Below are 17,558 nucleotides of genomic sequence, written 5' to 3'. Positions count from 1 at the left end.
TGGGGGCGGACGACCTCGCGAAGCGAGGTCAGGTGGGGGCAAGTAACCCCTACTCGCTGAGCTCCCGCGCCTCTTCCGGCAGCATGATCGGCACGCCGTCGCGGATCGGGTAGGCCAGCTTGGCCGAGCGGCTGATCAGTTCGCCGGCGACGCGGTCGTACTCCAGCGGAGCTCGGGTCACGGGACACACCAGCACTTCCAGCAGGCGCGGATCGACATCGACGGGGGGCGGGGCGGCTTGGGTCATGGCGCGTGTCTACTGGATCGAAGTGGGTTCGTCATCGTCGCTTCCGGCCGCGTCGATCTCCAGCAACGCCGTAAGGGTCGCCTTGCGCTCGAAAATGGTCTCGGCCTCGAGCAGGGCCTGCTTCTCCATCGGATCGAACGGCAGGGCCATGGCCAGGCTGTTGATCAGGGCGTCCGAGGGCGCGCTCTCGGCGTCGCCCCAGTCGATCGCCAAGCCCCGGTGGTCGAGATAGCGGCGCAGGGCGACCAGCAGCCGGTCGATGTCGGCGGCGGTGCGCTCGCCCGCGCCGTCCTCGCGCAGGTCCGGCTCGTAGGGCGTGAAGTCGGCGCGCACCTGGCGGTAGGGCGTGCGCACCGGCAGCTCCTCGCCGGCCTTGAAGCGGCAGAGGCCCGTCAGGGTGATCAGATAGCGGCCGTCGCTGGTCTCGGCGAAGCTGGTGACCCGGCCGGCGCACCCGACCGGCGCCAGGGCCGGGCGTTGATGATCGCCGCCGGGACGGGTCTGGATCATGCCGATGATCCGCTCGCCGGACATGGCGTCGTCCAGCATGTTCAGGTAGCGCGGCTCGAAGATGTTCAGCGGCAGTTGGCCGCCCGGCAGCAGCAGGGCGCCGTCCAAGGGAAAGACCGGGATCACCAGGGGTAGGTCGCCAAGCTTTCGATAGACGGCCGGCATGGAGTCTCCGTGGGCTGAAACCTTAGCTGAACAGGATCGAGGACAGCTTGCGCCGTCCTTGCTTGGCGACTTCCGAGGTCGGGCCGGCGGCCTCGAACACGGTCAGAAGCTGCTTGCGGGCCGCCTCGTCGTTCCAGGCGCGGTCGCGGGCGATGATGGTCAGCAGGTGATCGGACGCGGCCTGCAGGTGGCCGGCGCCGGCCAGGGCCTTGGCCAGTTCGAAGCGGGCCTCGTGGTCGTCGGGATCGGCGGCCAGGCGCTGCTCGAACGCGGCGGTCTCCGAGGGGGCCTCCTGCGCCAGGGCCAGGGCGGCGCGGGCGGCGTCGAGGTCGGGGTCCTTGGCGTCGGCGGGGGCCATGGCGACCACCTCGGCCGCGCCTTCCAGGTCGCCGCCGATCAGATAGGCCCGGGCCATGCCGCCGATGGCCTTGATGTTGGTCGGGTCGACTTGCAGGGCCTGGGCGAAGGCCTGGGCCGCGCCGCCGATGTCGCCGATCTCCAGCGATTCCTTGCCCAGCGCGATCAGCTCGTCGAGCGGGCTTTCGCCGCCGCCGGCCTTGGCCAGCTTCTCGACGAAGGCCTTGACCTGGCTCTCGGGCAGGGCGCCCTGGAAGGCGTCGACCGGCCGGCCGTCGACGAAGGCGTAGACGGTCGGGATCGACTGCACGCGCAGCTGGCCGGCGAAGGCCGGGTTCTTGTCGACGTCGATCTTCACCAGCTTGACCGCGCCCTTGGCGGCGTTGACGACCTTCTCGATCGTCGGGGTCAGCTGGCGGCAGGGACCGCACCAGGTCGCCCAGAAGTCGACGATGACCGGCTGGGTCTTCGACGCCTCGATGACGTCGGCCATGAAGGTGGCGTCCGAGCCATCCTTGATGTGGTCGCTCTTGCCCGCGGCGGGGGCGGCGGACTTTTCGCCGATCAGGGACATCGGGTCTCTCGTATAGGGTACTGGGGCAGGAAACGCGTCAGCCGCCAAGATGGTCCCTGGCGCGCCTCTGCGCAATGATGGGATCGCTCGCTAGGCGAACCGCGGTCAGACGACGGCCATCGCCTCGAAGTCGACGATCATCGGCTCGACCCCCAGCGCGGCCAGGAACTTGCGAAAGCCCGCCTGGCTGACGGCGGTGGTGGCGTCGTTCTTCAGCGGGTGGAAGTTGACCGGGTCGCTGTCGGCCAAGGCCCTGTCCAGGACGAAGCGGACGCGCTTGTCGACGTCGTTGATCAGGCCGAAGGCGGTGACCGAGCCGGGCGTCACGCCCAGCGTCTCGAACATCATCGCCTCTGGGCCAAACGACAGCCGGCCCGAGCCGATCACGTGGTGCAGCTTCTTGAGGTCGATCTTCGTCTCGCCCAGCGCCGAGATGAGCCACAGCTGGCCCTTGGCGTCCTTCAGGAACAGGTTCTTGGTGTGGCCGCCGGGCAGGGCGGCCTTGATCTCCAGGCCTTCCTCGACGCGGAACACCGGCGGGTGGTCGAGGGTCTTATGGTCGACACCGTGGGCGTCGAAGAAGGCGAACAGGTCGGCGCGGGTCTTCATGCGGTCTCTCTAGACGGCTGGAGGGCCGGAGGGCTAGACCAGACGCATAAGGGGCAGGAACCAAGCAAAGGACCGGCATGGAACTGGAGTGCTATCCCACCGAGAACCGTCCGCCCGAGATCGTGCCGGGCCGGCCGCAGCGCGCCTGGATGGATCGGTTCGCCGAGCGCCATCCCTATCGCTGCCTGCCGCTGACCATGGCCAACACCACCGGCTGGGACATCATCTGCCCCGTCGGCTTCTCGATGACCTGGGACGGCGGGGCGCACCAGGAGTGCATCAAGTTCCAGCCCGACCACCCCTATCCCGGCTTCACCGACTTCGTGAAGTCGCACTTCACGCGGGGCGTGGTGACCTTCCACACCGGCTATCTGTTCCGCACGCCGCCGGGCTGGTCGCTGATGGCCATGGGGCCGCCCAACCACGTCAAGGACGGCATCCAGCCGCTGGCCGGCGTGATCGAGACCGACTGGCTGCCTTTTCCCTTCACGATGAACTGGATCTTCACCCGCCCCGGCACGGTGCGGTTCGAGAAGGGCGAGACCTTCTGCTTCATCATGCTGATCCAGGATAAGCCGATGGAGGCCTTCCAGCCGGTGATCCGCTCGATGAACTCCAACCCCGAGCTCCGCCGCCAGTACGACGTCTGGGCCGAGAAGCGCACCGAGTTCAACAACCTGATCTTCAAGCGTGATCCCGAGGCCACCAAGGAGGCTTGGCAGCGCTTCTACTTCAAGGGCGAGTACCCCGAGGAGATCAAGGCCGAGGCCCCCAGCCACCACGTCAACAAGCGCCGCCTGAAGGCCCCCAAGCTGGGCGTCTGAGGCCGGAAGCAGCCAGCGACTCTCGTCGCTGGCCGCCGCGCGCCTACTCGCCGAAGCGGAAGCGCAGGCCCAGGCCGTAGTAGCGGCCCTCGTAGCGCACATCGACCGGATAGGCCCGGGTCTGCGAGTAGTTGTTGTAGTTCTCGAACGGCTTGGCCAGCAGGTTGCTGACGTCCAAGCCGACGGTGATGTTCTTGGTCACGTCATAGCTGAGCGAGGCGTCCAGGCGCGAGGTGCCGCGGATGCCGACGCCGGTGTAGCGCGAGCCGTCCGAGGCCTGGCGGTAGTAGTCCACCCACGGCGAGCGGTGGTTATAGGACAGCCGGCCCGTGATCCCGTTGCGCTCGTAGAACACCGCGGCGTTGTAGGTCCACTTGGACAGGCCCTCGATCCGCACATAGTCCCCGTCGCCGCCCAGCACCGCCGGCTGCATCTTGCGGCCGTTGATGTAGGTGAGGTTGGCCTGGACGCCGAAGCCCTTCCAGGCGCCGGGCAGGAAGTCCAGGAAGCTCTGGGCGTTGATCTCGAAGCCCTTGATCTTGCCCGAGCCCGAGTTCTCCGGACGGCTGATCTGGATCAGGCCATAGACCGGATCCTCGACCTGCCGCGTATACCGGCTCGTGAAGCCGAACAGGTCGCGATAGAAGCCGGCGATCGAGATGTTGCCCGTGCTCGAGAAATAGTACTCGGCGCTGACGTCGTAGTTGTTCGAGGTCAGGGGCAGCAGGTCCGGGTTTCCGCCGTCGCCATAGGCGTTGATCTTGGCGGTCGGCGAGTTCGGATCCACCGGCTGTGACGGGTCGCGGACCACCTGGCTGATGTTCAGCGCCGGATTGAGGTCGCCGAAGTTCACCCGCGTGCGGGTCTGGGTGTAGCCCAGGCGCAGCTGGAACTTGTCGTCCGGGCGAACCCGCAGGCTGATGTTGGGCAGGACGTCGGTGTAGTTCTGGTGGATGGTGCGCGGGATCAGGTTGGTGACCCCGTTGGCGCTGACGCGCGAAGTGCCGGAGAAGTCGCCCTTCGTCTGGACCACCCGAACGCCCGCCACGCCATCGACCGCCCAGGCGCCGAGATCGAAGGCGTACTTGGTCTGGGCGTAGCCGGCGTAGCTCTGTTCCTTGGCGCTGAAGGCGCCGGCCACGTCGAGCGGGACGTCGGGCGCGCTGAACGCCTTCAGATTGTCGATATAGCCCTGATCGGTGGGGTGGAGCGCCACCAGCTGCTTCAGCGCGTCAACCGACCGCTGGCGCAGCGCCGCGAAGTTGCCGGCGACGCCTTCGCGCGTAGGCATCAGGTAGCGGGTGAAGCCTTGCGTGCTCCCGCGGAACGGATCCTCGATCAGCTGGAGCTGGCCGACGGGCAGGCCGGCCAGCGGCATCTTCAGCGGCAGCACCCAGGCGTAGCGCGAGCCCTGGATCAAGGACGCGTCGCGATCGGTGTAGCGCAGGCCGAACTTGACCTCCGGCAGCAACGACGCGCCGGTGTCATAGACCGCGTCGCCGCGCCACTGCACCCCGCTGCCCTTGGCGATGTAGCGACGCTCGTAGTAGCCGCGCCAGAGGTAGTTGGCGGGGTTGGAGGCGTCGAAGCCGGGGAGATCGAACGCCGCGCCGTCCTTCTCGTTGAACTTGACGACGACGGTCGGCGGCGCGGTGAAGGCGCTGTCCAGGCTCCAGCTGCGGGCCGTATAGCGGCTGTCCTCGTAGGAGAGGTCGGTGGACAGCGTCAGGCGGTCGCCTCGCCAGACGGCGCCGAGCGCGCCTTGGTAGGTGTTGGTCTGGTCGGCGCCGGTCGAGCGGTAGGCTTGCGGCGCCATCCCGCTGGTCTTGGTGAAGCTGGCGGCCTGATCGGTCGTGCCCGGGACCAGGACGACGTTCGTCAGGATCGGATCCTGCTGGATCGTCGAGTCCCAGTCACGAAGATTGACGTCGAGATTGTCGGTCGCCTGACGGCCGCGATAGCCCTGGTAGATGCCGTCGAAATAGATCTCGAGCTTGTCGCTGGGCTTCCACTGGACGGCGACATTCCCCGACGGGCGATAACGCTTGCCGCCGTCGTTATAGAGCCCGACCGCCGCCGGATAGTAGAAGTTGGTCCCCACGCTGGCCGGCGAGACGGTGGACAGGGGGCTGACCTTGACGATCGACTGGCTGTTGTAGCGGACCCCGTTCCGATACTTCGACTGGGCGTAGGTCGCGTTGGCCAGGACGCCGATCTCGCCGATCGACGTATCCCAGCGATCCGACACCAGGATGTTGCCGTTCGGGTCGCGCTTCTTGCTCTGATCGTTATAGGTCAGACGGACGCCGCCGCCGATGAAGCCGCCCTTGAAGTCGAGCGGGCGGCGGGTGCGAACATTGATCAGGCCGGCCAGACCGGGCTCGACGATGTCGGCGGTGCCGGACTTGTAGACCTCGATGCCGGCCAGGGCCTGGGCCGGGAAGTCCTGCAGTTGCACGCGACGGTTCTCGGCCGTGAAGATTTCGCGGCCGTTATAGGTGGTGGCTACGTCAGGGAGGCCGCGGATCAGGACCCTGTTGGCCTCGTCGCTGTACCGCTCGACCTGGATGCCGGTGATGCGCGCCAGGGTCTCGGCGGCTGTGTTGTCGGGAAGCTTGCCGATGTCCTCGGCGACCACGGCGTCGAGGATGGCGTCCGAGTGGCGCTTGATCTGCTGCGCCGAGCTCAGGCTCTTGCGCAGGCCCGTGATCACGACTTCGGTAACGGCCGAGTCCTCGACCTTGGCGTTGGTCGCCGGCTTCGTCTGGGCCGGCTTTTCGGCGATCTGAGCCGCCGCTGGCATGGCTGAAAACACCATCGGCGCAGCCGACAGCAAAAGCGCAAGGCGCTTCATTCGTCCCCTCCCTGGATGGGCGCGAGCCCCTCTCGCAACCCTTGTATTGTCCGACTAGTTTTCCATGAGAGGTTGAGTTCGGTCAATACCACTAATGCCATTTATAATATGGTTGAGGCCGCAGAATCGCTGCGCTGCTTGACGTTTCGGAAAGCCGCGAAGTTTGTTGAGGGCTCGGCGGGCTTTCTTCATGTCGGACAAGTCAACCTGAGTGGCGTGCAGGATCAGCGCGCGCTCAGCACGAAAAGGCGAGACGCCCGTAACCTTAGGATGAGGTCGGATCCAGGGGCGGTTGCTTCGCGGAAATGATCGCGAAGCGAGCGTCAGGCGCGCCAAGGCGCCCGCCGCGGAAGGCTGGCGAGGCGGTCCAGGCGCGGGCTTCACCGGCGAGCGTGGTGTCCGTCAGGCCGCCTTCACGGCGCCGGCGATCGACTTGACCACCTTCTTGACCAGGGCGGGATCGTCGCCCTCGGCCATGATGCGGATCAGCGGCTCGGTGCCCGAGGCGCGGACGACGATGCGGCCCGAGCCGTTCAGCTGGGCCTCGCCGTCGGCGATGGCCTCCTTGACGCTCTTGGCTTCCAGCGGCTTGCCGCCGGCGAAGCGGACGTTTTCCAGCAGCTGCGGCACCGGCTCGAACTGGCGGCCCAGCGCGCTCATCGGCTTGCCGGTCTCGACCATGACCGCCAGAACCTGCAGGGCCGCGATCAGGCCGTCGCCCGTGGTCGAGAAGTCCGACAGGATCAGGTGGCCCGACTGCTCGCCGCCGACATTGAAGCCGCCCTCGCGCATCCGCTGCATGACATAGCGGTCGCCGACGGCGGTGCGCTCCAGGGTCAGGCCCTGGCCGGCCAGCAGGCGCTCGAGCCCGAGGTTCGACATGACCGTGGCCACCACGCCGCCGCCCTTCAGGGTCCCGGCCTTGGCCAGCGAGCCGGCGATGATGGCCATGATCTGGTCGCCGTCGACGACCACGCCCTTCTCGTCGCAGATCACCAGGCGGTCGGCGTCGCCGTCCAGGGCGATGCCGATGTCGGCGCGGTACTCGCGGACCATCTTGGCCATGGCCTCGGGATGGGTCGAGCCGCACTCCTCGTTGATGTTGGTGCCGTCGGGCGTGACGCCCAGCGAGATCACCTCGGCGCCCAGCTCGTAGAGGGCGGTCGGGGCGACCTTGTAGGCCGCGCCATTGGCGCAATCGATCACGATGCGCAGGCCCGACAGGTTGCGGTGGCGCGGGAAGGTCGCCTTGACGATCTCGACATAGCGCGCCTGGGCGTCGTCGATCCGCTTGACCCGGCCCAGTTCGCGCGGTTCGGCCAGGCCCTCCTGCAGGCCCTCGTCCATCAGGGCCTCGATCTTCAGCTCCTGCTCGTCGGACAGCTTGTAGCCGTCGGGGCCGAACAGCTTGATGCCGTTGTCGGCGAAATTGTTGTGGCTGGCCGAGATCATGATCCCGAGGTCGGCCCGCATCGAGCGGGTCATCATCGCGACGGCCGGAGTCGGCAGGGGGCCGAACAGGCGCACGTCCAGGCCCACGCTGGTCAGGCCCGCCACCAGGGCCGGCTCGATCATGTAGCCCGAGAGGCGGGTGTCCTTGCCGATCACCACCAGATGGCGTCGATCGTCCTGCGACCGGAACAGCTTGCCGGCCGCCAGGCCGACGCGCAGGGCGACCTCGGCGGTCATGGGGTGCTTGTTGGCCTGGCCGCGGATGCCGTCGGTGCCGAAATAGGCGCGCTTGCTCATTGGGTTTCGTCGTCTCTTGGCGAGCGTAAGGTCGTTGGGCCGCTCATTGCCCCAATTCTGAGCCATTCAGAAGCGATTGGCTCGCTGAAAGTCGGTTCGCGAAACGATCCGAAATGCAGATTTATCAAAGCCGCTTCCGGACGAGTGCTAAACGCGGCGTCGTAAAGCTAGCGCTCGCTCACGGTCTTGTGGCGCGTTCTACAAGGGATCATGGCCTATGTGCGGCATTATCGGCATTGTCGGCAAGCAACCGGTCGCCAACCGTCTGATCGAGAGCCTCAAGCGGCTTGAGTATCGCGGCTACGACTCGGCCGGGATCGCCGGGATCGTGGGCGACCACACCGAGCGCCGTCGGGCCCAGGGCAAGATCAAGGCCCTGGAAGCCGTGGTCGAGGACCAGCCCCTGAACGCGACGACGGGCATCGGCCACACCCGCTGGGCCACCCACGGCGCGCCGAACGTCAGGAACGCCCACCCGCACACGGCCGGCCGCGTCACCCTGGTCCACAACGGCATCATCGAGAACTTCGCCGAGCTGAAGGCCGAGCTCGCCGCCGCCGGCCGCGCGTTCGAGAGCGACACCGACACCGAGGTGATCGCTCACCTGATCGACGCCCAGCTTTCGACGGGCCTCGCGCCGCTCGAGGCCTTCAAGGCCGCCCTGGACCGGCTGACCGGCGCCTACGCCCTGGCCGTGCTGGTCGAGGGCGAGAACGACCTGATCCTCGGCGCCCGGCGCGGCAGCCCGCTGGTCGTGGGCGAGGGACAGGGCGAGATGTTCCTGGGCTCGGACGCCCTGGCCGTCGGCCCCTTCACCAACCGGGTGATCTATCTGGAGGAGGGCGACTACGTGGCCCTCGACCACGACAGCCATCGCATCTTCGACGCCTCGGGCGCGGCGGTGACCCGGCCCGTCCGCGTGGTGCCGACCTCGGCGGTGATGCTGGAGAAGGGCAACTACCGGCACTTCATGGAAAAGGAGATCCATGACCAGCCGGAGGGCTGCCAGCGCACGATCGCGGCCTATGTCGACACCCTGACGTCACGGGCCTCGGTTCCGGGCGACATCGACTTCGCCAAGCTGGACCGCATTCAGGTCGTGGCCTGCGGCACGTCCTACATCGCCGGCGTCGTCGGCAAGTACCTGATCGAGCAGCTGGCCGACCTGCCGGTCGACGTCGAGATCGCCTCGGAGTTCCGCTACCGCCAGCCGGCGATCCGCAAGGACGCCCTGGTCGTGGCCATGTCGCAGTCCGGCGAGACCGCCGACACCCTGGCGGCCCTGCGCTACTGCAAGGCCAAGGGCATGAAGAGCGCGGTGGTGGTCAACGCTCAGGAATCCACCATGGCCCGCGAGGTCGACGTGGTCTGGCCGATCCACTGCGGCCCCGAGATCGGCGTGGCCTCGACCAAGGCCTTCACCGCCCAGGTCAGCGTGATGATCGCCCTGGCCATCGCCGCCGCCAAGGCGCGCGGGACCATCGACGCCGCCGAGGAGCAGCGCCTGGTCAAGGTGCTGCTGGAGGCCCCGCGCCTGATCGCCGAGGCCATCGGCCTGGAAGACGCCATCAAGGAGATCGCGACCGACGTCGCCAAGGCCCGCGACGTGCTCTACCTCGGCCGCGGCCCGATGTCGGCCCTGGCCCTGGAGGGCGCGCTGAAGCTGAAGGAGATCAGCTACATCCACGCCGAGGGCTACGCCGCCGGCGAGCTGAAGCACGGTCCGATCGCCCTGGTCGACGACCAGACCCCGATCGTCATCCTGGCGCCGCACGACAGCTATTTCGAGAAATCGGCCTCGAACATGAGCGAGGTGATGGCGCGCGGCGGCCAGGTGATCTTCATCACCGACACCGAGGGCGTGAAGCACGCGCCAACGGGGGCCAAGGTGGTGGTGACCGCGCCGGCCTCGGACCCGCTGGTCTCGACCCTGGTGATGTCCGCGCCGATCCAGCTGCTGGCCTACCACGTCGCGGTGGTGAAGGGCGCGGACGTCGACCAGCCCCGCAACCTCGCCAAGTCGGTGACGGTGGAGTAGGGGCGAGCCCGCGGGGCACCGCCGCCCTGTACAAACTTCGACCGCGCTTCGCCCAAAAGCGAGGCGCCCGCCTGGTGTGCTGGCCCATCGCTGTTATTACGGATTGCCTCTTCCGTAATAACAGCGATGGGATGCCCCCATGGATACGTCCTCTTCCACCCTGGCGCGCTTGAGCATCAGCCTCCCGGCCGAGCTGATGACCCAGCTCGACGCGATGGTCGCCGAGCGCGGCCTGCCCAGCCGCTCGCAAATGATCGCCGAGTTGATCCGCCATGAGCTGGCCGAGCACAGCGGCGAGCGCCCCGATGCGATGCTGGCCGGCACCATCACCCTGATCTATCGCGCCGAGAGCGGCCGGGTCCGCCACGCCCTGGCCCAGACCCAGCTGGGCTACGTGAAGGAGGTGATCTCGGCCCAGAACGTGTTCCTGGAGGACGACCAGGCCATGGAGGTCCTGCTGGTCCAGGGGCCGGCCGAACGCCTGCAGACGCTGTGCGACGACCTGCGCAAGGTGCGCGGCGTGCAGCAGATCAAGCTCGTCACCACCACCGCCTTGCTGCCGCCGCTGCACTTCCACGGCGACGAGCCCGACGGAGAGCCGTCTTGAGCCAGACCGCCACCCCCTACGCCGCCCAGGCCCATGCCCGCGCCCAGGCCGGGACCCGTGTCGAGGCGATGCCCACCGTGCCGGCCAGCGCCGCCGTCGACCCGCCCCCGGGCGTCGCGCCCGCCGACCTTGTCTGGGACGAGACCCTCGCGCCCGGCGGCTACGCCAGCCGCCAGATCGCCCGGGGCTCGCGCCTGCGCCTGACCGACCTGGCCGGGGACGCCGCGGTCTCGCTGCTGGTCTTCAACGCCGAGCGTCCGATCGAGCGCCTCAACATCGCCGACACCCTGAAGGTCCAGTGGAACGGCTATCTGGGCCAGGGGCGCCTGCTGCTGTCCGACATGGGCCGGGTGCTGGCCAGCATCCTCGAGGACGAGGCCGGTACGCACGACGCCTTCTGCGGCGCCTCGAACCAGGCCAGCAACGCCCGCAAGTACGGCGACGGGTTCAATCACGGCGCCCACCCCAATGCGCGCGACCGCTTCTCGCTGGGCGTGGCCAAGTTCGGCCTGGGCCGCAAGGACATCCATCCTTGCCTGAACCTCTTCAAGTCCGTCCGCATCGGGCAGGGCGGCGAGACCCTGATCGACGTCGGGCCATACCCGCCCGGCCGGTCGCTGACCCTGCGGGCCGAGATGGACCTGATCGTCGTCCTGGCCAACTGCCCGCACGTACTGGACCCGCGCGAGGCCTATTCAGTGACCCCCGTGCGCGCCACCGCCTGGCGCGGCCCGGTCACCCCGCCCGAAGACCCCATCCGCAACGCGACGCCCGAAGGCCTGCGCGCCTTCCTGAACGTCGAAGACTACTTCTCGCGCTGAGGACCCCGCCATGGCGTTCGACCCACCGCCCCTGAACACCATCGTCCACGACGAGGTGGTCCCCGCCCGCGCTCCCTGGCTCCACGCGGTCAAGGCCGGCCAGACCCTCCGCATCATCGACCTCGAAGGCAACCAGGCCGTCGACTTCCTGCTCTACAACGCCCACGACGACGCCGAACGCTACAGCGCCCAGGACACCATCGCCGCCCAGAAGAACCTGTTCCTGCGCGAGGGCTCGGTGCTGCTGTCCAACGAAGGCGCGCCGATGATGACGGTGACGTCGACGGCCGTGGCCTATCACGACACGATCGGCGGGGCCTGCTCGTGCGAGAGCAACACCCTGCGGTATGGTCATCACACCAAGGCCCAGCACGCTTGCGTCGAGAACTTCCTGGTCGCCAACGCCGCCCAGGGGCGCGGCAAGCGCGACATGGTCAGCAACGTCAACTGGTTCATGAACGTCCCCGTCGAGGCCGACGGCGCACTCGGAATCGTCGACGGCATCTCCGCTCCGGGCCTCTATGTCGACCTCCGCGCCGAGATGGACGTCATCGCCGTGGTCTCGAACTGTCCCCAGATCAACAACCCGTGCAACGGCTTCAATCCGACGCCGGTCCGCATGATCATCGCGCAATAGGGCTTGCGAATGTTCGACAAGGTCCTGATCGCCAATCGCGGCGCCATCGCCTGCCGCATCATCCGCACCCTGAAGGCGATGGGCGTGAAGTCCGTGGCGGTGTTCAGCGACGCCGACGCCGGGTCTCTGCACGTGTCGATGGCCGACGAGGCCGTCCGCCTGGGGCCGGCCCCGGCCGCCGAGAGCTATCTGCGCGCCGATCTCGTGCTCGCGGCGGCCAAGGCCACCGGCGCTCAGGCGATCCACCCGGGCTATGGCTTTCTCAGCGAGAACGCCGGGTTCGCCGAAGCCTGCGCGGCGGCCGGCGTCGCCTTCATCGGTCCGACGGCGGACAATATCCGCGCCTTTGGCCTGAAACACACGGCGCGCGACCTGGCCAAGGCCCGGGGTGTTCCTCTGGCGCCCGGCACCGATCTCCTGGTCGACCCGGCGGCGGCCTTGGCGGCGGCCGAGCGGATCGGGTTCCCGGTGATCCTGAAGGCCACGGCCGGCGGCGGCGGCATCGGCATGCGCGTCTGCGAGACCGCGCAAGCCGTGGAAGAGGCGTTCGCCGCCGTCCAGCGCCTGGCGACCGGCAATTTCAGCGACGGCGGGGTCTTCCTCGAGCGCTATGTCCGCAAGGCCCGCCACGTCGAGGTGCAGGTGTTCGGCGACGGCGCCGGCAAGGTCGTGGCCCTCGGCGAGCGGGACTGCTCTCTCCAGCGCCGCAACCAGAAAGTCGTCGAGGAAACGCCGGCCGCCGGCTTGCCGGCCGCCACCCGCGCGGCCCTGCTGGACGCCGCCGTCCGGCTGGCCTCGGCGGCGAACTACAAGTCGGCCGGCACGGTCGAGTTCCTGTACGACGCCGACCGCGATGACTTCTTCTTCCTGGAGGTCAACACCCGCCTGCAGGTCGAACACGGCGTGACCGAGCAGGTCACGGGCGTCGACCTGGTCGAGTGGATGGTGCGCGGCGCGGCCGGCGACTTTTCGTTCCTGGACACCCCGCTCCCAGAACCCAAGGGCGCCTCGATCCAGGTGCGCCTCTATGCCGAGGACCCGGCCCAGGACTACCGCCCCAGCTCGGGCGTGCTGACCGAGGTGGCTTTCCCGGACGGCGTCCGCGCCGACGGATGGGTGGTCGATGGGACCGAGGTCAGCGCCTTCTACGACCCGATGCTGGCGAAGCTGATCGTCACCGCGCCTGACCGCGAGACGGCCGTGACGGCGCTCCAGCGGGCGCTGGACGACACGCGGCTGGCCGGCATCGAAACCAATCTCGACTGGCTGCGCGCCGTGGTCCGCAGCCCGCCCTTCGTCAGTGGCGAGGTGTCGACCCGCGCCCTGGAGACCGTGGCCTGGACGCCCGACACCATCCAGGTGCTGAGCGGCGGTCCCGCCACCACGGTGCAGGACTGGCCGGGCCGCCAGGGCTATTGGGACGTCGGCGTGCCGCCGTCCGGGCCGATGGACGCCTTGGCCTTCCGGCTGGGCAATCGCCTGCTGGGTAACGACGCCGACGCGGCGGGGCTGGAGATCACCGCCCTCGGCCCGACGCTGAAGTTCAACCGCCCGGCGGTGCTGTGCCTGACCGGCGCGCGCTTCGATGCGCGGCTGGATGGCGTTGCGGTCGAGCCCTACGCCCCGTTCGCGGCGGCCGCCGGCCAGGTGCTGAAGATCGGCCGCGCGACCGAGGCGGGCTTGCGCGGCTATCTGTCGTTCCAGGGCGGCCTGGACACGCCGGTCTATCTGGGCAGCCGCTCGACCTTCACCCTGGGCGGCTTTGGCGGCCATGCCGGACGCAACCTGAGCGCCGGCGACGTGCTGCGGCTGCGGGAGGCCTCGCCCGCCGGCGTCGCGCCGGCCCTCGCCGCCGACCTTCGCCCCGCCCTGGGCAAGGCCTGGACGATCCGCGTCCTGCCGGGCCCGCACGGCGCGCCGGACTTCTTCACTCCCGCCGACATCGCCATGATCGGCGCCACCGACTGGAAGGTGCACTACAACTCCAACCGCACGGGCGTGCGCCTGGTCGGCCCCAAGCCCGAATGGGCGCGGCGGGACGGCGGCGAGGCGGGGCTGCATCCGTCCAATATCCATGACAACGCCTACGCGATCGGCGCCGTCGACTTCACCGGCGACATGCCGATCATCCTCGGACCCGACGGTCCGTCGCTGGGCGGCTTCGTCTGCCCGTTCGTGATCATCCAGGCCGACCTCTGGAAGGCCGGCCAGCTGGCGCCCGGCGACACGGTGCGCTTCGCCGTGGTCGACGACGCCGCGGCGGCCGCCGCGCTCGATGACCAGGAAGCGCTGATCGCCGACCTCTCGGTGGCGTCGACGCCCGCCCCGTCGCCGGTCGACGCCCAGTCCAGCCCGATCCTGCGCGAGCTGCCGCAGGAGGGGCATCGGCCACGCGTGCTCTACCGCCGCCAGGGCGACCAGCACCTGTTGGTCGAGTACGGCCCGATCGTGCTGGACCTGGAGCTGCGCTTGCGGATCCACGCCCTGCTGCTGGACCTGCAGGGCCAGGCGCTGGACGGGGTCATTGACCTGACGCCGGGCATCCGCTCGCTGCAGGTGCATTACGACAGTCGTCGTCTCAGCCAGGAGAGACTCCTCGAGATCCTGGTCGCCGCCGAGGATCGGCTGGGCGGCCTGGACGATTTCGAGATCCCGTCGCGGGTCGTCCACCTGCCGCTGTCGTGGAAAGACCCGGCGATCTACCAGACGATCGACAAGTACATGCAGGCGGTCCGGGACGATGCGCCCTGGTGCCCGGACAACATCGAGTTCATCCGCCGGGTGAACGGCCTTTCGAGCATCGAGGACGTCAAGCGGATCGTGTTCGACGCCCGCTACCTGGTGATGGGCCTGGGCGACGTCTATCTGGGCGCACCGGTCGCCACGCCCGTCGATCCTCGCCACCGCCTGGTCACGACCAAGTACAATCCGGCGCGCACCTGGACGCCGCCGAACGTGGTCGGCATCGGCGGCGCCTATATGTGCATCTACGGTATGGAGGGCCCGGGCGGCTACCAGCTGTTCGGGCGGACCATCCAGGTCTGGAACACCTGGCGTCAGACCGAGGCCTTCACGGACGGCAAGCCCTGGCTGCTGCGCTTCTTCGACCAGATCCGCTTCTTCGAGGTCAGCGCCGAGGAATTGACCGAATGGCGGCGTGATTTCCCGCTGGGCCGGCGCCAGATCCGCATAGAGGAAGAGACCTTCCGCCTCTCGGACTACCGCAAGATGCTGGCCGACAACGCCGACAGCATCGCCGCCTTCCAGGCCACGCGCCAGGCCGCGTTCGACGCCGAACGCGCCGACTGGGAGGCCAAGGGCGAGTTCGCCAGGGTCGAGGCCCTGTCCAGCGTCGCCGACGTCGAGGAAGACGCCTCGGCGGTCGAGATTCCGCCCGGCGCCGACCTTGTGGAGGCCCCGCTGGGCGGCAATGTCTGGAAGGTGCTGGTCGAGCCGGGCCAGCGGGTCGAGGCCGGCGCCGTGATCGCCATCATCGAGGCCATGAAGGCCGAGTGCGATGTCTCGACACCGGTCGCGGGCGTCGTCAGCGCCGTCTACGCCCAGCCCGCGCAGTCGATCGCCGCCGGCGCGCCGGTCATCGCGGTCACCCCGGACCTGGAGGCTGCGGCATGAGCGTCACGCGCCTGTCCGTCGAGGCTATCGCGAACGCCGTGGGCGCGGGGGCCCGCGCGGTCGACGTCGCCCGGACGGTCTTGGAGGCGGTCGCTGAATACGACCTGATCCAGCCCCAGGTCTGGACCCTGCGCCTGCCCGCGGCGGCCGTCCTGGCCCAGGCGGAAGTCGTCGACGCCCGGATCGCCGCCGGCGAGGTCCTGCCGCTGGCGGGCGTACCGTTCGCCGTGAAGGACAATATCGACGTCGGGGCCTTGCCGACCAGCGCCGCCTGCCCGGCCTTCGCCTATACGCCCGCGCGGTCCGCCACCGTGGTCGAGCGGCTGGTCGCGGCCGGCGCGGTGCTGATCGGCAAGACCAACCTCGACCAGTTCGCCACCGGCCTAGTCGGCGCGCGCAGCCCCTACGGCGCCCCGCGCTGCGTGTTCAACCAAGCCTTCGTCAGCGGCGGCTCGAGCTCGGGGTCCGCGGTCGCCGTGGCGGCGAGCCTGGTCGCCTTCGCCCTGGGCACCGACACCGCCGGCTCGGGCCGGGTGCCGGCGGCGTTCAATCACCTGGTGGGCCTCAAGCCCAGCAAGGGGCGCTGGAGCACGCGGGGCCTCGTCCCCGCCTGCCGGTCCCTGGACTGCATCAGCGTCTTCGCCGCCGACCTCGCCGGCGCGGCCGTGGTCGATCAGGTCCTGGCCGCCTTCGATCCCGAGGACGACTATTCGCGCCGCGCGCCCGCGACGCCGCCCGCCTTCTCGATGGACGGCCTGCGCTTCGCGATCCCGCTGCCCGACCAGCGACTCTTCTTCGGCGACGGCGAATCCGAGGCGCTGTACGCCGCCGCGATCAAGCGGATGCAAGCTGCGGGCGGTGTCGCCGTCGAGGTCGACATCGCTCCGCTGCTGGACGCGGCCAAGCTGCTCTACAGCGGCCCCTGGGTGGCCGAGCGCACCGCCGCGATCGAGCCCCTGCTTCGCACCACGCCCAGCGCCATCGAGCCGACGGTGCGCGCGATCGTCCAGGGCGGCCTGGCGACCACCGGCGTGGAGACCTTCCGCGGCCTCTACGCTCTGGAGGGCTATCGTCGCGCCGCCGAAGCCATCTGGGCGGCGGCCGATATCCTGTTCCTGCCGACGACTCCGACCATCTATCGGCTCAAGGACCTCAAGGCCGAGCCGCTGGCCCTGAACGCCAATCTCGGCCTCTACACCAATTTCGTGAACCTGCTGGACCTCTCCGCCCTGGCCGTGCCCGCCGGCTTCCGCGCGGACGCCACCGGCTTTGGCGTCACCCTGATCGGTCCCGCCTTCGCCGATCGCGCGCTGCTGGATCTGGCGGCCAGCTATCTGGAGACCTTCCCCATGACCGAGACGCCGCCCCTGGACCTGACGCCGCATAAGCCCGGGATCAAGCTCGCCGTAGTCGGCGCGCATCTGGGCGGCATGCCGCTGCATTGGCAGCTGACCTCGCGCGAGGCCCGGCTGGTGACGGCGACCAAGACCGCCCCGGCCTACAAGCTCTACGCCATCGCTAATTCGACCCCGCCGAAGCCGGCGCTGGTCCATGTCGGAGAGGGCGGCGCCGCGATCCTGGTCGAGGTCTATGAGCTGGACGTCGAGGCCTTCGGCAGCTTCACCGCCGAGGTCCCGGCTCCCCTGGCGATCGGCACGGTGACGCTGGAGGACGGGACGTCGGTGAAAGGCTTCGTCGCCGAGCCGCGCGCGCTGGACGGCGCCACAGACATCACCGCCCTGGGCGGCTGGCGGGCCTATATCGCCTCGCTTCAGGCTTAGGGTCTTCGCAGCGCACAACGAAAAAGCCCGCGAACCGATGGTCGCGGGCTTTTCAGCATTATCGACGCGGAAGAGCGCTTACGCGGTGGCGCGCGCGGCCTTCAGGGCCGAAACGGTGAAGTAGATCAGGCTGAACATCGGACTTTCCGGGT

Annotated in this window: 13 protein-coding genes; 7 read left to right on the top strand and 6 right to left on the bottom strand. The window is 68.8% G+C overall.

What is annotated here, in order from left to right; all coding sequences use genetic code 11:
- Positions 1–49: 49 nt before the first annotated feature.
- From DI526_RS02605 to DI526_RS02590, 4 genes are all read right to left on the bottom strand, one after another.
- Positions 50–247 (bottom strand): Trm112 family protein, encoded by a 198-nt coding sequence (locus DI526_RS02605; protein WP_304273743.1) that lies wholly within the window; start codon positions 245–247, stop codon positions 50–52.
- Between the two features lie 9 nt (positions 248–256).
- On the bottom strand, positions 257–922 hold the full coding sequence (locus DI526_RS02600; RefSeq protein WP_304273741.1) for an LON peptidase substrate-binding domain-containing protein: 666 nt from the start codon (positions 920–922) through the stop codon (positions 257–259).
- Positions 923–944: 22 nt separating this feature from the next.
- Positions 945–1,853 (bottom strand): thioredoxin, encoded by a 909-nt coding sequence (trxA, locus tag DI526_RS02595; protein WP_304273739.1) that lies wholly within the window; start codon positions 1,851–1,853, stop codon positions 945–947.
- A 105-nt stretch (positions 1,854–1,958) separates the two neighbouring features.
- Complete coding sequence (locus tag DI526_RS02590; protein ID WP_304273737.1) at positions 1,959–2,462, bottom strand: prolyl-tRNA synthetase associated domain-containing protein; 504 nt, start codon at positions 2,460–2,462, stop codon at positions 1,959–1,961.
- 77 nt (positions 2,463–2,539) lie between these two features.
- On the opposite strand from DI526_RS02590, the gene DI526_RS02585 reads away from it, so the two are divergent.
- Positions 2,540–3,286: a DUF6065 family protein gene (locus DI526_RS02585; protein WP_304273735.1), complete on the top strand. Its 747-nt coding sequence runs from the start codon at positions 2,540–2,542 to the stop codon at positions 3,284–3,286.
- A 43-nt stretch (positions 3,287–3,329) separates the two neighbouring features.
- Here DI526_RS02585 and DI526_RS02580 read toward each other — a convergent pair whose 3' ends face one another.
- Together DI526_RS02580 and glmM are read right to left on the bottom strand one after the other, a co-directional pair.
- Positions 3,330–6,140, bottom strand: coding sequence for a TonB-dependent receptor (locus DI526_RS02580; RefSeq protein ID WP_304273733.1), 2,811 nt, complete (start codon positions 6,138–6,140; stop codon positions 3,330–3,332).
- Between the two features lie 402 nt (positions 6,141–6,542).
- Positions 6,543–7,889: a phosphoglucosamine mutase gene (gene glmM / locus DI526_RS02575; protein ID WP_304273731.1), complete on the bottom strand. Its 1,347-nt coding sequence runs from the start codon at positions 7,887–7,889 to the stop codon at positions 6,543–6,545.
- Positions 7,890–8,106: 217 nt separating this feature from the next.
- Between glmM and glmS the strand changes: the two genes are divergently transcribed.
- From glmS to atzF, 6 genes are all read left to right on the top strand, one after another.
- Positions 8,107–9,927 (top strand): glutamine--fructose-6-phosphate transaminase (isomerizing), encoded by a 1,821-nt coding sequence (glmS, locus tag DI526_RS02570; protein WP_304273729.1) that lies wholly within the window; start codon positions 8,107–8,109, stop codon positions 9,925–9,927.
- A 139-nt stretch (positions 9,928–10,066) separates the two neighbouring features.
- Positions 10,067–10,534 carry a CopG family ribbon-helix-helix protein gene (locus DI526_RS02565; protein WP_304273727.1) on the top strand — a complete coding sequence of 156 codons (468 nt, stop codon included), beginning with the start codon at positions 10,067–10,069 and terminating at the stop codon, positions 10,532–10,534.
- A complete protein-coding gene (locus tag DI526_RS02560) occupies positions 10,531–11,355 on the top strand; it encodes an urea amidolyase associated protein UAAP1 (protein ID WP_304273725.1) in 825 nt (274 codons plus the stop codon). The genes DI526_RS02565 and DI526_RS02560 overlap by 4 nt, the downstream gene beginning before the upstream one ends.
- 10 nt (positions 11,356–11,365) lie before the next feature.
- The gene (locus DI526_RS02555) at positions 11,366–11,992 is read left to right on the top strand and encodes an urea amidolyase associated protein UAAP2 (RefSeq protein WP_304273723.1); all 627 of its coding nucleotides are present in this window, start codon (positions 11,366–11,368) and stop codon (positions 11,990–11,992) included.
- A 9-nt stretch (positions 11,993–12,001) separates the two neighbouring features.
- Entirely contained in the window at positions 12,002–15,625 is a 3,624-nt protein-coding gene (gene uca / locus DI526_RS02550; RefSeq protein WP_304273721.1) for an urea carboxylase, read from the top strand.
- Positions 15,622–17,406, top strand: coding sequence for an allophanate hydrolase (gene atzF, locus DI526_RS02545; protein ID WP_304273719.1), 1,785 nt, complete (start codon positions 15,622–15,624; stop codon positions 17,404–17,406). The genes uca and atzF overlap by 4 nt, the downstream gene beginning before the upstream one ends.
- Positions 17,407–17,558: the final 152 nt, after the last annotated feature.

Origin of the sequence: Caulobacter segnis (assembly GCF_003243465.1) — a bacterium.
Classification (GTDB): domain Bacteria; phylum Pseudomonadota; class Alphaproteobacteria; order Caulobacterales; family Caulobacteraceae; genus Caulobacter; species Caulobacter segnis_A.
The sequence above is the reverse complement of the archived record's forward strand: the minus strand, read 5'-3'. Positions and strand labels throughout refer to the sequence as shown.